The organism is Cellulosimicrobium sp. 72-3 (genome assembly GCF_013127315.1).
Taxonomy (GTDB): domain Bacteria; phylum Actinomycetota; class Actinomycetes; order Actinomycetales; family Cellulomonadaceae; genus Cellulosimicrobium; species Cellulosimicrobium funkei.
Genome location: NZ_CP053419.1, coordinates 3,910,907 through 3,926,475 on the forward strand (window position 1 = coordinate 3,910,907; position 15,569 = coordinate 3,926,475).

The 15,569-nt window shown below is 74.9% G+C and carries 15 protein-coding genes; 8 read left to right on the top strand and 7 right to left on the bottom strand.

Going from position 1 to position 15,569, the window contains the following annotated elements; all coding sequences use genetic code 11:
* Positions 1 to 2: 2 nt before the first annotated feature.
* Entirely contained in the window at positions 3 to 962 is a 960-nt protein-coding gene (locus HKK73_RS17430) for a carbohydrate ABC transporter permease (RefSeq protein WP_021481798.1), read from the bottom strand.
* Complete coding sequence (locus tag HKK73_RS17435) at positions 959 to 1,990, bottom strand: LacI family DNA-binding transcriptional regulator (protein ID WP_021481797.1); 1,032 nt, start codon at positions 1,988 to 1,990, stop codon at positions 959 to 961. Before HKK73_RS17435 ends, HKK73_RS17430 begins: the two co-directional genes overlap by 4 nt.
* 356 nt (positions 1,991 to 2,346) lie before the next feature.
* On the opposite strand from HKK73_RS17435, the gene HKK73_RS17440 reads away from it, so the two are divergent.
* The gene (locus tag HKK73_RS17440; RefSeq protein WP_081600147.1) at positions 2,347 to 3,327 is read left to right on the top strand and encodes a glycoside hydrolase family 19 protein; all 981 of its coding nucleotides are present in this window, start codon (positions 2,347 to 2,349) and stop codon (positions 3,325 to 3,327) included.
* A 91-nt stretch (positions 3,328 to 3,418) separates the two neighbouring features.
* Here the strand turns inward: HKK73_RS17440 and HKK73_RS17445 are convergent, their stop codons facing one another.
* Both HKK73_RS17445 and HKK73_RS17450 read right to left on the bottom strand, forming a co-directional pair.
* Complete coding sequence (locus HKK73_RS17445) at positions 3,419 to 5,308, bottom strand: FUSC family protein (protein WP_137280904.1); 1,890 nt, start codon at positions 5,306 to 5,308, stop codon at positions 3,419 to 3,421.
* Between the two features lie 85 nt (positions 5,309 to 5,393).
* Positions 5,394 to 6,191, bottom strand: coding sequence for a DUF305 domain-containing protein (locus HKK73_RS17450; RefSeq protein ID WP_171468517.1), 798 nt, complete (start codon positions 6,189 to 6,191; stop codon positions 5,394 to 5,396).
* Positions 6,192 to 6,239: 48 nt separating this feature from the next.
* On the opposite strand from HKK73_RS17450, the gene HKK73_RS17455 reads away from it, so the two are divergent.
* Both HKK73_RS17455 and HKK73_RS17460 read left to right on the top strand, forming a co-directional pair.
* The gene (locus tag HKK73_RS17455) at positions 6,240 to 8,048 is read left to right on the top strand and encodes a carbohydrate-binding protein (protein ID WP_253705696.1); all 1,809 of its coding nucleotides are present in this window, start codon (positions 6,240 to 6,242) and stop codon (positions 8,046 to 8,048) included.
* Between the two features lie 136 nt (positions 8,049 to 8,184).
* Positions 8,185 to 8,625, top strand: coding sequence for a YchJ family protein (locus tag HKK73_RS17460; protein ID WP_171468518.1), 441 nt, complete (start codon positions 8,185 to 8,187; stop codon positions 8,623 to 8,625).
* 26 nt (positions 8,626 to 8,651) lie between these two features.
* On the opposite strand, the gene HKK73_RS17465 is transcribed toward HKK73_RS17460, so the two are convergent.
* Positions 8,652 to 9,110 carry a VanZ family protein gene (locus tag HKK73_RS17465; protein ID WP_171468519.1) on the bottom strand — a complete coding sequence of 153 codons (459 nt, stop codon included), beginning with the start codon at positions 9,108 to 9,110 and terminating at the stop codon, positions 8,652 to 8,654.
* A gap of 119 nt (positions 9,111 to 9,229) precedes the next feature.
* Here HKK73_RS17465 and HKK73_RS17470 point away from each other — a divergent pair, with 119 nt between their 5' ends.
* On the top strand, positions 9,230 to 10,222 hold the full coding sequence (locus HKK73_RS17470) for a TIGR03885 family FMN-dependent LLM class oxidoreductase (RefSeq protein ID WP_171468520.1): 993 nt from the start codon (positions 9,230 to 9,232) through the stop codon (positions 10,220 to 10,222).
* Positions 10,219 to 11,922 carry an alpha-amylase family protein gene (locus HKK73_RS17475; protein WP_171468521.1) on the top strand — a complete coding sequence of 568 codons (1,704 nt, stop codon included), beginning with the start codon at positions 10,219 to 10,221 and terminating at the stop codon, positions 11,920 to 11,922. The genes HKK73_RS17470 and HKK73_RS17475 overlap by 4 nt, the downstream gene beginning before the upstream one ends.
* Before the next feature lie 90 nt (positions 11,923 to 12,012).
* Here HKK73_RS17475 and HKK73_RS17480 read toward each other — a convergent pair whose 3' ends face one another.
* Positions 12,013 to 12,240, bottom strand: coding sequence for a hypothetical protein (locus HKK73_RS17480; protein WP_051876683.1), 228 nt, complete (start codon positions 12,238 to 12,240; stop codon positions 12,013 to 12,015).
* A gap of 128 nt (positions 12,241 to 12,368) precedes the next feature.
* Between HKK73_RS17480 and HKK73_RS17485 the strand changes: the two genes are divergently transcribed.
* A complete protein-coding gene (locus HKK73_RS17485; RefSeq protein ID WP_171468522.1) occupies positions 12,369 to 13,505 on the top strand; it encodes a low specificity L-threonine aldolase in 1,137 nt (378 codons plus the stop codon).
* A gap of 18 nt (positions 13,506 to 13,523) precedes the next feature.
* Positions 13,524 to 14,024 (top strand): nucleoside deaminase, encoded by a 501-nt coding sequence (locus HKK73_RS17490; protein WP_171468523.1) that lies wholly within the window; start codon positions 13,524 to 13,526, stop codon positions 14,022 to 14,024.
* A gap of 69 nt (positions 14,025 to 14,093) precedes the next feature.
* Here the strand turns inward: HKK73_RS17490 and HKK73_RS17495 are convergent, their stop codons facing one another.
* On the bottom strand, positions 14,094 to 15,044 hold the full coding sequence (locus HKK73_RS17495; protein ID WP_171468524.1) for a hypothetical protein: 951 nt from the start codon (positions 15,042 to 15,044) through the stop codon (positions 14,094 to 14,096).
* 83 nt (positions 15,045 to 15,127) lie between these two features.
* Between HKK73_RS17495 and HKK73_RS17500 the strand changes: the two genes are divergently transcribed.
* The gene (locus HKK73_RS17500) at positions 15,128 to 15,556 is read left to right on the top strand and encodes an SRPBCC domain-containing protein (RefSeq protein ID WP_253705697.1); all 429 of its coding nucleotides are present in this window, start codon (positions 15,128 to 15,130) and stop codon (positions 15,554 to 15,556) included.
* The last annotated feature ends 13 nt before the right edge of the window (positions 15,557 to 15,569 follow it).

The following is a 15,569-nucleotide window of genomic DNA, read 5'->3' on the forward strand; positions in this document are numbered from 1 at the left end:
GGTCAGCTCTCCTTCTCGGAGCGGAACTGCGACCGCAGGTAGATCGCGAGCAGGAGGACGACCACGACGACGAGGACGACGCCCATCGCGGCGGCGTAGCCGATGTTGCGGTTCTTGAACGCCTCGAGGTATGTGAAGAGCATCGGGAGCATGGTCCGGCCGCCCGGCCCGCCCTCGGTGAGCACGTAGACCAGCGAGAACGAGTTGAAGTTCCAGATGAAGTTCAGCGACGTGATCGAGGTGATGATCGGGCGCAGGCTCGGGAGCGTCACCGCGGTGAAGCGGCGCCACGCGCCTGCGCCGTCCATCGCGGCGGCCTCGTGGAGCTCGTCCGGGATCTGCTGGAGCCCCGCGAGCAGCGTCACGGTGGTCTGCGGCATGCCGACCCACACCCCGACGACGATCACGGCGGGCAGGGCGGTCGAGAAGTCCGCGAGCCAGTTGATGTCGTCCGGCAGGCCCAGGGCGCCGAGGAACGCGTTGAGCGGCCCCGCGTTGGGCGAGTAGATCATCTGCCACATGATCGCCACGACGACCGGCGGCATGGCCCACGGGATGAGTGCGAGCACGCGCGTCAGGCCCTGGAGCCGGAGCCCGGAGTTGAGCAGGAGCGCGAGGCCCATCGCCGCGACGAGCTGGAGCAGCGTCACCGAGACGGCCCAGATCATGCCGATGCGGAACGAGTCCCAGAAGAACGAGTTGTCCGCGAGGCGCACGAAGTTGTCGACGCCGACGAACTGGTAGTCCGGCTGGCGCACGAGCCGCGCGTCGGTGAACGCGAGCGCGACGCCCATGACGAGCGGCGCGACGCTGAGCACGAGGATCGGCAGGAGCGACGGCATGACGAGCGCGATCGCCTCGCGCCGCTTGGCGCGGGCCATGCCGCCGGTCCGGCGCACCGGGCCGCGGTCGGGGCGCAGGGCCGAGCGACGGGGGTCGCCCGCGAGGGTCGGTGCGCTCACCGGGAACCACCCCCGGGGGCGGTCGACTCGCGCACGACGAGCCGCGGCCCGACGGCGGTGTGCCGCCCGGGCTCCGCGTCGCCGTCGACGAGGTCCACGACGAGCTGCGCGGCGACGCGCCCACGCTCCGTCGAGCCGAGCGAGACGCTCGTCAGGGAGGGCTGGAACACGCGGCCGATCTCCGTGTCGTCCATGCCGGTCACCGCGACGTCCTCGGGGACGGAGAGCCCGCGCTCGCGCACGGCCCGGATGGCGCCGATGGCGAGGAGGTCGTTGGCCGCGACGATCGCGTCCGGGCGGGCGTCGTCGTCCGTGGCGTCGAGCAGCGCGCGCGTCGTCGCGAGGCCCGCGGCGACGGTGAAGTCGAGGGCGGGCGCGACCTCGACCCGCTCGGCGTCGAAGTCGGCGGCGCGCGTCGCGGCGTCGAAGCCGCGCTGGCGCGCCTCACCGGGCGTCGTGTCGAGGGGGCCGTTGAGGAACGCGATCCGGCGACGGCCGAGACCGAGCAGGTGCCGCACCGCCTCGCCGATCCCACCCGCGGAGTCCGTGGACACCGAGTCGATGCCGCGGTCCGCGAGCGTGCGGCCGATGACGACGACGGGCACCGGCGCCTCGCGGATCTCCTCGACGAGCTCGTCGTCGGTGCGCAGCGGGCTGAGGATCATGGCGTCGACGAAGCCGCTCGACAGGCTGCGCACGAGCTCGACGGTGGACCGCGTGGTGTCCCCCGTCGTCATGACGACGACGCGGTAGCCGTGCGGAGCGAGCACCTCGTGGATCGCCGTCATCATCTCGACGTAGACGGGGTTGCCGATGTCCGCGACGGCGAACGCCACCTGGAACGTCTTCTTGAGGCGCAGCGAGCGCCCGATGGCGTCCGGGCTGTACCCCAGCTCGGTGGCCGCGGCGCGCACGCGCTCGACCATCGCGGGGCTCGCGCCCGTCCCGTGCAGCGCACGGGAGGTCGAGGCCAGGGAGACCCCGGCCCGCTGTGCCACCTGGATCAGCGTGGCGCGTGATGACGTCACTGTCGTCCACCTCGTCGTCGAAGGACCGTCGTTCTGGAAACGTTTCCAGACTGACGACCTCGACAGTCCTGGAAACGTTTCCGGGTTGGCGGACACTCTCGCACCCGCCCCACCCGGACGTCAACCCCGCCGCCCCCGCGACGCTCGTCCCCCACCACGAGGTAGAGCCCTGGTCCCGCGAGGTAGAGCCCTGGTCCGCCGAGGTAGAGCCGTGGTCCGGACCTCGGCTCTACCTCGGCAGACCGGGGCTCTACCTCGGGCTCCCACGGGTACGGGGTTCCGCGTAGGGGGGTTGTCCACGACGCCGCGCGGCGGTCAGGCTCGAAGCGACCCGACCACCGACGAAAGGTGCACCGATGCACACGCGAGCCCCGGCGTCGTCCTCCCCCGCGGCGCCCACGACGGCCGCCGCCCGGCCGACCTCCCGCCCTCTCGCCCTGCTCCTCAGCCTCGTCCTCGCGCTCGCGGGAGCGCTCTCGTGGTCCGTCGCAGGCCCGGCGCAGCAGGCGCACGCCGCGACGTGCGCCGCCCCCTGGAGCGCGAGCGCCGTCTACACGGGCGGCGCCGTCGTCTCCCACGGCGGCCAGAACTGGAAGGCCGGCTGGTGGACCCAGGGCGACACGCCCGGCACCACCGGCGAGTGGGGCGTCTGGCGCAGCCAGGGCGCCTGCGGCGGCGGCACGAACCCCGGCAACCCCGGGAACCCCGGCAACCCGACCGGGTTCGTCGTCTCCGAGGCGCAGTTCAACCAGATGTTCCCCAACCGGAACCCGTTCTACACGTACCAGGGCCTCGTCGACGCGCTGTCCGCCTACCCGGGATTCGCGACGACGGGCGGCACCGAGGTCGCCAAGCGCGAGGCCGCGGCGTTCCTCGCCAACGTCAACCACGAGACCGGCGGCCTCGTGTACGTCAAGGAGATCAACACCGCGAACTACCCGCACTACTGCGACACCTCGAAGCCGTACGGCTGCCCGGCGGGCCAGTCCGCCTACTACGGCAAGGGCCCGATCCAGCTGAGCTGGAACTACAACTACAAGGCCGCGGGCGACGCGCTCGGCATCGACCTGCTCAACAACCCGTACCTCGTCGAGCAGAACTCCGCCGTCGCGTGGAAGACCGGCCTGTGGTTCTGGAACACGCAGTCGGGCGCGGGTTCGATGTCCGGGCACCAGGCGATCGTGTCGGGCGCCGGCTTCGGCGAGTCCATCCGCTCGATCAACGGCACGATGGAGTGCAACGGCGGGAACCCGGCGCAGGTGCAGTCGCGCATCGCCGCGTTCCAGCGGTTCGCCCAGATCCTCGGCACGACGACGGGCAACAACCTGTCCTGCTGACCCGTCCCGCACGCCCGACGGCGGCCCGCCCCTCCCGGGGTCGGGCCGCCGTCGCGCGTCCGGGGAGCGGCTCGCGGGTCGTGGGTACCGCTCAGGACGGGGCGGGGAGGGTCGTCAGCAGGTAGCGCTCGGCCGACGCCGCGCGGCGGGCGAGGTCCAGCAGTGTCGAGGCCCCCGCACCGGGCGCCTCCCCCGCGTCGGGCCCGTCCCCCGCGCTCGGCGCGCCCCGGGTCGGGCCGTCGTCCGACGGCGTCGCCCCGTCCGGGCTCAGCGTCCGCAGGACCGCGGCGCGCTCGTCGTCGTCGATCTGCGTCGCGTTCGCGAGGACGATCACGTCACGCAGCGCGGCGCGCAGGTCGTCGAGCTCCTCGGCCTGCCGGTCGTCGAGGTGCTCGCGGTCGGGGACCAGCTCGTCCTGCTCGTACACGGCCTCCCGGACGAGCGCGACGTCCTCCGCCCGCGGCGCCGGCCCCACGCCGACCGCCCCGGCGCGGAGGGCGGCGGCGGTGGCCGCCGTCGCGGTCTCGACCCGCTGCCGCAACGGTGGTGGGCGGAAGCTCGGGACCACGACGAACCCGAGGACGACCCCGACCACGACCGCGCACACCGTGAGGCCGACGTACTGCGCGAGCAGGGCGACCGGGTCGAGATCGCGCGTGACGGAGTTGAAGCCGACGCTGACGACCACCATGAAGGCGGCCCCCAGGGCCGGGCGCGCGGCGATGAACCACAGGCCCAGGCACAGCGCGACGACGGCGACGAGCGTGAGGTACCGCTGCGGCACGACGAGCAGCACCACCGCGACGCCGATCGAGCCCGAGACGAGGCCGAGGATCTTGTTCCGCGCCTTGGTGACGGTGTCGCGCCAGCTCGCCTGGACGATGCTGAAGGTGGTCAGCAGCACGGTGGAGACGAGCGGGTCCCCCCGCTCCAGGCCGGACGTGACGAGGAGCATCACCAGCAGCGCGAGCGCGGTGCGGAACGCGTGCCGGACCTGCACGGACCGCAGACGCCCGGACGGGTGCTGGACGGCGTCGAGGAACTGGTGGCGCGGGCCGCGCCCCAGCCGGACCGCGGACGTGTCGTGGCGTGTCAGCGCCTGCTCGACCGCGTCCAGGGCACGGGCCGCGTCGCCGGCGGGGCCGACGGCGGTCGACGACGCGGGGTCGGGTGCCGGCGAAGGCGCCGGGCCCGCGGCGCGCCGCGGCCGGGCGCGCACGCGCGCGGCCAGGTCCTCGGCGCGCCGCTCCAGAGCGGCGAGGTCGTCCGGGGACGCGTCCCCGGTCAGCCGGGCGGTGTGCCGCGCCAGCCGGTAGCGCGAGGCCCCGTCGAGCACGCCGGCGAGCCAGCGCTTGCGACCGTCGCCGAGCCAGGTGCGGAACGCGGTCGCCGTCGCGGCGGTGGGGTCCGCGGCGTCGAGCACCGCGGCGACCTGCTCCCGCGTGGTCTTCGACGGGTCGGGCAGGCCCATGACGACCCGCAGCAGCACCGCCACGACCACGCCGGCGACGGCCGCCAGCACGACCTGCCGGTGGTCGGCCCCGCCCTGGGGGGCGTAACCGTAGCCGAAGACGGTGGTCATGCCCAGGCCGAGGCCGACGGTCGCGTAGCGCTCGCCGAGCAGGGGGAACAGCGCGGCCACGAACCCGAGCACGACGACGAGCGCGACCGCCGCGGGGCGCGACGTCTCCGCCAGGAGCCGCGGGACCGCCGCGGCGACCACGAGCAGCGGTCCCAGCACGGCGACGACCCGCAGGTCGGCCCGGAGCGGACCGCCCATGAACGCGACGAGCGAGAACAGCCCGGTCAGGCCGCCGATGATCCCGACCGCCCCCGCCCCCCACGAGTCGGCCAGGAGGACCGACGGGAGGACCACGATGATCATGAGCACGATGAGCATCGGGCTGCCCCGTGGACGGGCCGGTGACTGCTTCCGCTCGGGGCTCTCTCCGGGCGCCGTCGTGCCGTCGGAGCGCTCCACGGGGCCTCCTCGCCGTCGGGTGGCAGCACGCGTACGTCCCGACCGTACGGCGGCGGCTCGGGGGCCGCGACCCGGGCGCCCGCGGTCAGAGCGCGGCGAGGAGGTCCCGCATGCGGTCGATCTCGCCGCCCTGGCCGGCCGCCGTCTCGGCGGCCATCTCGTTCGCGAAGAGGTCCTCCCCCTCGACGAGCACGACGTCGACCATCGCGAGCGCGCCCTCGTGGTGCTGGATCATCCCCTCGAGGAACAGGCGGTCGAACTCCGGGCCGCTCGCGGCCTCGAGCGCCGCGAGCTGCTCGTCCGAGAGCATCCCGGCGGTCCCGTCGCCGTGGTCGTGCCCCGCACCGTCGGGCGCGCGCGGGCCGGTCCCGCCCGCGTCCTGCGCGCCCTCGGGCACGGCGAGGTCGCGCGCCTGGAGCCACGACGCGAGCGCGTGCACCTCGGGCCCCTGCGCGGCGGTGACGCGCTCCGCGAACGACCGGACGGCGTCGGACCCGGCGCGGTCGGGCGCGAGCGCGGTGATCTCGAGGGCCTGGAGGTGGTGCTCGATCATGCCGGTGACGAACGCGGCGTCGGCCTGGTTCCACGAGCCCTCGTCGGGCGCGCCCGCGTAGTCCTCGGGGGCGACGGTCGTGGCGTCCTCGCCCGGCCGCCCGGGCTGCACGACGACGCTCGACGGCGTCGACGTCGGCTGCGGGTCGGGCGTGCACGCGGCGAGACCGAGCGCGGCGCCGAGCGCGAGGCCGGTCGCGGTGACGCCGCAGGTCAGGGCACGCGCGGCGCTGCGCCGCGCTGTGTTACGGCTGGGAAAAATCTGCACCCGCGCTGTTCCCTCCGTGTAAAAGATCGTCGCGAACCGCCCGGTTTGAGTGGTCCAGATCACATTTGCCCGCCAGAATTTGCAGCACCCTACCAAGGAGGTGTTTCCCTCGTGCATCGAAGAACGCACCGGCAGACGCACCGGCACCGGAGCCGGGTCCTGCTCGCCTCGTCCCTGGCGGCGACCCTCGCCGTCTCGACCCTCGCGGTCGCCACGACCGCCGCCGCGGAGCCGTCCGACGGCTCCCCCGAGGCGGTGGCGGCGCTCACCGACCAGGCCGCCGCCTCGCTCGCAGACCTCCCCGCACAGCGCCTCGCCCCCCTCGCCCAGGCCACCGACGTCCTGGCGCCCGGGGAGACGGCCGGCAGCCCCAACCTCACGCACGTCGCCAACATCCCGAAGAACGGCGGCTTCGCGCCCGAGGGGCAGTACAGCACCGACCTCGCGTTCCAGGGCCGGTACGCGTTCGCCGGGAACTACGGCGGCTTCACCGTGTACGACGTCGCGAACCCGACCGCCCCGCAGCAGGTCGCCCAGGTCGTCTGCCCCGGGTCGCAGAACGACATCTCCGTGTACGGCGACCTGCTCGTCCTCAGCACCGACTCCTCGCGCAGCAACGACTCGTGCGAGAACGTCGCCCAGAGCGCCGCGATCAAGGAGTCGTGGGAGGGCATCAAGGTCTTCGACATCTCCGAGCCGACGGCGCCCGAGTACGTGGCGTCCGTCGAGACGCAGTGCGGCTCCCACACGCACTCGCTCGCGCCCTCGCAGGACGGCGAGGAGCTGTTCGTCTACGTCTCGTCGTACAGCCCGAACGCGGCGTTCCCCGACTGCCAGCCCCCGCACGACCTCATCTCGGTCGTGCAGATCCCGCTCGACGACCCCGCCGCGGCGGAGCTCGTCTCGACGCCCGTCCTCTTCCCCGACGGCGGCAACCCGGGCGGCAACGGCTCGAGCACGACGTCGGGCTGCCACGACATCACGACCTACCCGTCGAAGGACCTCGCGGCGGGCGCGTGCATGGGCGACGGCATCCTGCTCGACATCTCCGACCGCGCGCACCCGGTGGTGACCGAGGTCGTCCGGGACACGACGAACTTCGCGTTCTGGCACTCGGCGACGTTCAACAACGCCGGCACCAAGGTCGTCTTCACGGACGAGCTGGGCGGCGGCGGCGCACCGACGTGCAACCCGACCGTCGGGCCGGAGAAGGGCGCGGACGCCATCTACGACATCGTGGGCGGCGAGCTCGTGTTCAAGAGCTACTACAAGATCGAGCGCGAGCAGGCCGCGACGGAGAACTGCGTCGCGCACAACGGCTCGCTCATCCCCGTCCCGGGCCGCGACATCATGGTCCAGGCCTGGTACCAGGGCGGCATCTCGGTGTGGGACTTCACGGACTCGGCGAACCCCGTCGAGATCGCGTGGTTCGACCGCGGCCCGCTGTCCGCGGAGCGGCTGATCCTCGGCGGCTCGTGGTCGGCCTACTGGTACAACGGCGCGATCATCTCGAACGACATCCAGCAGGGCCTCGACGTCCTGCTGCTCGACGACCCGGTGACGAACGCCGCGAAGTCGGTCGTGACGGACGAGTTCAACCCGCAGGCCCAGCCGACGTACACCGAGCCGCCGGCCTGGTCGAAGGGCACCGCCTACGCGGGCGGCACCACGGTCACCTACGGGGGCGCCGTGTGGCGCGCGCAGTGGTGGACGAAGGGCCAGGTGCCCGGTGCCGACGCGTGGGGCCCGTGGGAGGAGATCGCGGGGGTCGACTCCGCCGGGGTCGGCGCGTGGAAGCCGAGCCGCGTCTATGTCAAGGGCGACAGCGTGACGTACGAGGGCACGACGTACACGGCGAAGTGGTGGACGCGGAACCAGGCGCCCGGCGACCGCTGGGGCCCCTGGGACCCGCAGGACTGACGCGCCCCGCCCGGTCGCCGCGCCCGAGCGTGGCGCCCGGGCGGCGCACCGCCCGACGACGCCCGTCCACCCCGGTGGGCGGGCGTCGTCGTGCAGGGGCCGTGCCCGCACGCGCCCACCCGTAGGATGCGGCCGCATGACCGGGAACCCGCTCGACGACGGCGCGCGCTGCCCCTGCCTCTCCGGCGACACCTACGGGTCGTGCTGCGGCCGGTACCACGCGGGGCTGCGCCCCGGCCCGGACGGCACCGCCCGGGGCCCGCACGCACCGACCGCCGAGGCGCTCATGCGCTCGCGCTACAGCGCGTTCGCCGTCGGCGACGCCGACTACCTGCTCGCGACGTGGCACCCCTCCACCCGGCCCGCCGACCTCGACCTCGACGACGACGTCGAGTGGCGCCGCCTCGACGTGGTGCGCACCGAGGCGGGCGGCCCGTTCGACACGACCGGGGTCGTGGAGTTCGTCGCGCACTACCGCTCGCGCACCGACCCGGCCGACCGCGGGCGGCTCCACGAGGTGAGCCGGTTCGTCAGGGAGGGCGACCGCTGGTCCTACGTCGACGGCGCGGTCGCCTGAGGGCGCCGCCGCGGCGCCGGGAGCGCTCAGCGGCGGGGCGCGGCCGGGCGTCGTGCGGCCGCGACCGCGAGCGCCGCGGCCACGAGCACGGCGCCCAGGAGCGCGCCGGCCGTGTTGAGGACGACGTCCTGGACCGTCGGGACGCGGCCGGGCAGGAGGTTCTGGGTGAGCTCGATCGCGACCGAGAGGGCGCAGCCCGCGAGCGTCACGAACCCGACGGCGCGCCACGCCCCCGGGACGGCACGGCCCCGGCGGGCCACCGCGCCCCGCAGGAGGGGCACACCGAGCACGCCGAACGGCCCGAACATCACGACGTTGGCGAGCGCCTCGAGCACCGGCAGCGTGATCGGGATCCCGAGGCCCTGGAGGAAGCCGAGCGTGGACGTCGCCCAGCCGGGCGCGTCGGTGGACTGCGGCGACGGCCAGAGCGTCACGACCAGGACGGCGGCGAGATAGACGGCGAACGTCCAGGTCAGCAGGCGCATCCCGTCAGCGTACGGGCGCGCGTCCCGGACGCGCCGGGCCCCGCGGCGCGGCCACGGAGCCTCCACCGTTCCCCCTCCTCGCCGCGCGTGGCACGGCGAGGGTCGGTTCACTGGGCGCCATGGTCACCGTCGGCTTCCACGCCTCCCACGAGCAGATCCCGCCCGGCCCCCTCCTCGCCGCGGCCCGCCGCGCCGAGCAGGTCGGCTTCGACGCCGCCATGTGCTCCGACCACCTGGCCCCCTGGAGCGCGCGCCAGGGCGAGTCCGGGTTCGCGTGGTCGTGGCTCGGCGCCGCGCTCGCGACGACCGCGCTGCCGTTCGGCGTCGTCACCGCCCCCGGCCAGCGCTACCACCCGGCGATCGTCGCGCAGGCGATCGCGACGCTCGGCGCGATGTTCCCGGGCCGGTTCTGGGCCGCGCTCGGCTCGGGCGAGGCGATGAACGAGCACGTCACGGGCGACCGCTGGCCCACGAAGGCCGAGCGCGACGCCCGGCTGCGCGAGTGCGTCGACGTCATCCGGGCCCTCCTCGCGGGCGAGGAGGTCACGCACCACGGGCACGTCACGGTGGACCGGGCGCGCGTGTGGTCGCTGCCCGACGTCGCGCCGCGGCTCGTCGGTCCGGCTGTCACCCCCGCCACGGCGCGCCGCCACGCCGACTGGGCCGACGGCCTCGTCACCGTGAACCAGCCGGTCGAGTCGCTGCGCCAGGTCGTCGGCGAGTACCGCGACGCGGGGGGCCGCGGGCCGCTCGCGCTGCAGGTGCACGTCGCGTGGGGCACGGACGACGAGGCCGCGTTCGCCGTCGCGCACGACCAGTGGCGCTCGAACCTCCTGCCGCCGAGCGTCAACTGGCACCTCGAGACCCCGGAGCAGTACGACGCGGTGGCGGAGCTCGTGCGCCCGGAGGAGGTGCGCGGCACGGTGCTCGTCGAGCACGACCCCCGGCGCCTGGCGGACCGCGTCGCCGAGCTGGTCGCGTGCGGGTTCGACGAGGTGTACCTGCACCACGTGGGGCAGCAGCAAGACGCGTTCCTCGACGCGGCGGGCGAGGCCCTCCTGCCCCGGCTGCGCGAGGCGTGCGCCGCCACCACCGACGGGGGTGCGGCGTGAGGATCCGCGACACCGGGGACCTGTGGTGGAAGAACGCGGTCGCCTACTGCCTCGACGTCGAGACCTTCATGGACTGGGACGACGACGGGATCGGCGACTTCCCCGGCCTGGTCCAGCGGATCGACCACCTGGCCGACCTCGGGGTGACGTGCCTGTGGCTCATGCCGTTCTACCCGACGGCCGACCGCGACGACGGCTACGACATCACCGACTTCCTCGGCGTCGACCCGCGCCTGGGCGACCTGGGCGACGTCGTCGAGCTCGTGCGGACCGCGCGCGACCGGGGCATCCGCGTGATCGTGGACCTCGTCGTCAACCACACGTCCGACCGCCACCCGTGGTTCCGCTCGGCGCGGCGGTCGACGTCGTCCCCGTTCCGGGACTACTACGTGTGGCGGTCCGACGAGCCGCCGTCGACCAAGGACCAGGTCGTGTTCCCCGACCAGGAGGAGGGCATCTGGACCCTCGACGAGGCGTCGGGCGAGTGGTACCGGCACCGGTTCTACCGGCACCAGCCCGACCTCAACACCGCGAACCCGCAGGTGCGGGACGCGATCGCGAAGACGATCGGCTTCTGGCTGGAGCTCGGCATCTCCGGCTTCCGGGTCGACGCCGTCCCGTACGCGCTGACCGACGCGGCCGCGAACCCGGGCGACGAGATCGACGACCCCCACGACCTGCTGCGCGTGCTGCGCGCGTTCGTCGGGCGGCGGTCGGGCGACGCGATCCTCATGGGCGAGGTCAACCTGCCGTACGAGGAGCAGGCGCGCTACTTCGGGGACGGCGACCCCACCGACGGCGACCCGGGCGGGGTGACGAGCAACGAGCTGACGCTCCAGTTCGACTTCAACGCGATGCAGGCGCTGTACCTGGCGCTCGCGAGGCACGACGCGACCCCGCTCGCCGGGTCGCTCGCCGCGCGTCCGCCCATCCCCCGCGACACCCAGTGGGCGACGTTCGTGCGCAACCACGACGAGCTCACGCTCGACAAGCTCACGGACGACGAGCGCGCCGAGGTCTTCGCCGCGTTCGGGCCCGAGGAGGACATGCAGCTCTACGGGCGAGGGCTGCGACGGCGGCTGCCCCCGATGCTGGGCGGCGACCCGCGCCGGCTGCGGATGGTGTACTCGCTGCTCTTCTCGCTGCCGGGCACGCCCGTGCTGTTCTACGGCGAGGAGATCGGCATGGGCGAGAACCTGGACGTGCCGGGGCGCCTCGCCGTGCGGACGCCCATGCAGTGGACGTCGGGGCCGAACGGCGGGTTCTCCCGCGCCCCCGCGCGCCGGCTCGCGGCGCCGCTGCCGGGCGACGGGTACGCGCCCGAGCATGTCAACGTCGCCGACCAGCGCCGGGACCCGGAGTCGCTGCTCACGTTCGTGCGGATGCTCGCGCACCGCTACCGCGAGTGCCCCGAGCTGGGCTGGGGCGACGCGCAGGTGCTCGACTCGCCCGAGCCGTCCGTGCTGGCGCTGCGCACCACCTGGCAGGACGCCTCGATGGTGACGCTGCACAACCTCTCGCCCGACCCGGTCGTCGTGCGGGTGCCCCTGGGCGACCTGCCGGAGGACGCGCGGCTCGTCGACGTCCTCGACGCGGACGACGTCGAGCCCGCGCCCGACGGGACCGCCGAGGTGCGGCTCGACGGCTACGGGTTCCGCTGGCTGCGCGTCACGCCGCCCGGGTCGCGCCGGCTCCTCTGAGCCGGCGCGGCTGGGGCGTGCGCGGGTCGGTCGGCCGGGTGCCGACCGGGCGTCAGCCAGGGCGTGAGCCCGGGGAGTGAGCCCGAGGCGTCAGCCGTGGGTCGGCTCGTCGGGGCCGACGGGCCGGCCCGGCGACGACGGCCGGTCGGGGACGTCGGGCGACGGGTCGGCCGGTCCGCCGGGGACCGGGTCGGTGTGGCTCGGGTCGTGCGGCGGCTCCGAGGGGTCCGGGGGCGGGCCGGGCGACTTGGGCGGCTCCACCGTCGGCTCCGCCGGGGAGCCCGGGCCCGTGCCGGGCTGGTCGGGGTTCGTGGTCATGGCTGCACCTCCGTGCTTCGCGCGCTGCGCGCGGTCCTGAGGACGCGCACCGCGTCCACCCTCGACGCTAGGCGCGCCCCGGCCCGCTCGCGCGCGGCCGGGCCGCCCCGCCGACCTACGCTGGGCACGTGACCTCGTTCGCCTCGGACAACTACTCCCCCGCCCACCCCGACGTCCTCGCCGCGCTCGCCGCCGCGAGCGCCGGGCACGAGATCTCGTACGGCGAGGACCCGTGGACCGCGCGCCTGCAGGACGCCGTGCGCGCGCGGTTCGGGCCCGACGCCACCGCGTACCCCGTGCTCACGGGGACGGGCGCGAACGTCGTCGCGCTCATGGCGACGCTCCCCCGCTGGGGCGCCGTCGTGGCGTCCGAGCACGCGCACCTCAACACGGACGAGAACGGCGCCCCCGAGCGGGTGGGCGGCGTCAAGGTGCTCACGGTGCCGGCGCCCGACGGGAAGCTCACGCCCGCGGCGGTCGAGCGGTTCGCGGGCGACCTCGGCGACCCGCACCGCGCGCAGCCGCTCGTCGTGTCGCTCACGCAGTCCACCGAGCTCGGCACGCTCTACACGGTCGACGAGATCCGGGCGGTGGCCGACGCCGCGCACGCCCGCGGCATGCGGGTGCACCTCGACGGGTCGCGGCTCGCGAACGCCGCCGCGGCGCTCGGCGTCCCGCTGCGCGCCCTGACGACCGACGCGGGCGTGGACGTGCTGTCGTTCGGCGGCACCAAGAACGGGCTCGCGCTCGGTGAGGCGGTCGTCGTGCTCGACCCGTCCGCGGTCGACGGCGTGGAGTTCGTGCGCAAGTCGACGATGCAGCTCGCGTCGAAGATGCGCTACGTCTCCGCGCAGCTCCTCGCGCTCTTCGAGCCGGTCGGCGACGTCGTCGCCGAGGTGGACGAGGTCGCCGACGCCGACGAGCTCTGGCTGCGCAACGCCCGTCACGCGAACGCGATGGCCGCGCGGCTGCGCGCGGGGCTCGCGGACGCCGTCGTGCCGGCCGCCGTCGGGCCCGACGACGCCGCCCCGGGCCCGGCGGCGGGTCTCGCCTTCACCCAGCCCACGCTCGTCAACGCGGTCTTCGCGACGCTCCCGCGCACGGCGGTCGCGCGCCTGCGCGAACGGCACCGGTTCTACGACTGGGGGCCGGGCGAGACGCCCGACCGCGTCGAGGTGCGGTGGATGTGCGCGTGGGACGCGACCCCGGGGGACGTGGACGGGTTCGTCGCGGACGTGCGGGCCGCCCTCGCGGTCGCGTCGTGAGCGGGCGAGGATGACGCCATGAGCGACCAGAGCCTGCCCCTGCCGACCGCCGACGACCTCGTGCACCTGCGCCGCTGCGTCGAGCTGGCGCGCGAGGCGCTCGACGACGGCGACGAGCCGTTCGGCTCCCTCCTCGTCGACCGCGACGGGGTCGTGCGGTTCGAGGACCGCAACCGCGTCAAGGACGGCGACGCGACCCGGCACCCCGAGCTCGAGATCGCCCGCTGGGCCGCCGCGCACCTCACGCCCGAGGAGCGGCGCGACGCGACCGTCTACACGTCCGGCGAGCACTGCGCGATGTGCAGCGCGGCGCACGCGTGGGTCGGCCTCGGCCCGGTCGTCTACGCCGCGAGCACGACGCAGCTCGTGGGGTGGCTGGAGGAGTGGGGCGTCGCACCGGGACCGGTGCGTCCGCTCGCGATCGGCGACGTGGCGCCGGGGATCGCGGTGCGCGGTCCCGCGTACGAGCTCGAGGTGGAGGTCCGCGCGCTGCACGCGCGTCTGCACGGCGTCTCCTGACCGGCGTCGCCTGACGGGACCTGCCCGGCGTCGGGCACCCGCCCGCACCCGCCCGCAGGGGCGACGCTCTCAGGCGCCGAGCGCGTCCGCGACGGTGCGCGCGACCTCCGGGACGGCGAGGTAGCCGGCGGGCCGGGCGCCGTCGAGCACGACGGCCGCCGCGTGGTGGCCCGGCGCGGCGTTCGCGACGACGAGCTCCTCGATCCCCGGCGACGCCGGGTCGAGCGGGAACGCCGTCGGACCGAGGCCGTGCAGCGCGAGCGCGTCCCGGGGGTCGCGCGCCGCGACCCACCGGCGCACGGGGGCCGGCACGCGCAGCGGGACGCGCGCGGCGAGGACGTCCCGGATCGCGCGGACGGCGAGCGGGGACCCGAGCGTGAGCAGGAGCGGCACGTCCCAGCGCGCGGCATCGGGATGCTCGCGCAGCACGGCGTAGGCGAGGACCGACCCGAGCGAGTGCGCGACGACGACGGCGGGCCCGCCCGTGGGGATCGCGGCGGCGAGGGCGTCGTCGATCGTCGTGCGGACGGTGTCGTCGTGCAGGTACGCCCAGACGTCGCGCGCGAGCAGCGCGACGACGGCGCCGCTCAGGCCCGGCACGGACCGGTCGAGCGCGGACAGCAGCAGGTTCAGCCACGCGCCGACGTCTCCCCCGACGGCGCCCGGCCCGGCGCCCTCCGGGCGCGCCGGCACCGTCGCGCCCGCGGCGCGCAGCACCTCCTCGGCGACGGCCGCCACGAACGCGGCCTCGTCCGCGGCCTCGGCCGCGGACAGAAGGGCGTCCCCGTCGCGCGGCGCGCCGACCGCGTGCACGGTGACCGGCGGCGGCGTCGCGGCACCGCCGACGAGCGCGGCGAGCGTGTCGCCGTAGTAGACGAACGCCGTGTCCGCGTCGCGCACGACGACGCCCGAGCCCGCCGCCGCGAGACCCGCGTCCAGGACCTCGGTCCACGTCCGGTCGAGCTGCTCGGCGTCGAGCCCTTGGTTGTCGCGGCCGTGGACGAGCACGAGTCGGGTCACGCGCCGAACCTACCGGCTGCCGGTGCCGCCCGGAGGGTCTACCGTCGGGCCCAGGAGCCAGCCCCCACCCCCCGGAGTCCCCCGTGAACGACCGCACCCTGACCGAGCACAGCACGACCGTCGAGACCCACGTCGCCCGACCCCCGCAGGTCGTCTGGGCCGAGCTCATGCACCCGAGCGCCCGCTGGATGCTCGGCATGAACATCGAGACCGACTTCCGGCCCGGGAGCCCCGTGACGTTCGAGGGCCACTACATGGGCCGCGAGTTCGCCGACTGGGGCACCGTCGTGGCCGTCGAGCGCCCCCGCCTGCTGCACTTCACGCACTTCTCGCCCACCATGGGCCTGCCCGACGTGCCGCAGAGCTACCACGACATCGCGATCACGCTCGAGCCCGACGACTCCGGGACGCTCGTGCGCGTCGTCGAGCGCAACATCGAGACGGCCGAGCGCGCCGAGCGCGCCCACGCCCTGTGGACGAAGGCGCTCGCGACGCTCGCGGGCCACGACTGACGCGTCCCGCCCC